General features: G+C 48.3%; 1 protein-coding gene. It reads left to right on the forward strand.

The genetic code is table 11. The features are described 5' to 3' along the window. A partial coding sequence (locus tag FH603_RS28385; protein ID WP_186742792.1) for an IS630 family transposase occupies positions 1–489 on the forward strand: 489 nt, incomplete at its 5' end. Positions 490–505: the final 16 nt, after the last annotated feature.

Genomic DNA, 505 nt, shown 5'->3' on the forward strand with positions numbered 1-505 from the left:
CCATTACTAGCCCACACCTGGGCACCCCGGGGGAAAACCCCAGTGATCCACGAGAAAGCGGGACGCGAACATTGGAATCTGATTGCCGCCATAGCGCCTAATGGTCGGATTTATGTAGGCTATCAGAATCAGGCCTACACAGGCGAAGACCTAGTGTGGTTTTTAGAGAAACTTTGTAGCCGTTACCGTAAGCGGGACCTATTAATAGTCTGGAATGGGCTTAAGGCACACAGGAGTGAAGCGGTCAAGGCCTTTTTAGTGGATCGACCCGGTCGGGTTCATTTGGAGCGTTTACCTGCTTACAGCCCCGAACTGAATCCAGTGGAGTTGGTCTGGAGTCACTTGAAGCGAAGTTTAAAAAATCGAGTGTTTACCAGCTTAACTGCGCTTCGAGAAGCCATCAAGGAGCAGGTTAAGCTAGTAGAGGAGGATCCTAAACTAGTCCAAAGCTTCTTCCGCAAGAAAGAAGTAGCCTTTATTACAAATTAATGCTCACCTCTATAAA

Origin of the sequence: Spirosoma utsteinense (assembly GCF_014282275.1) — a bacterium.
Classification (GTDB): domain Bacteria; phylum Bacteroidota; class Bacteroidia; order Cytophagales; family Spirosomataceae; genus Spirosoma; species Spirosoma utsteinense.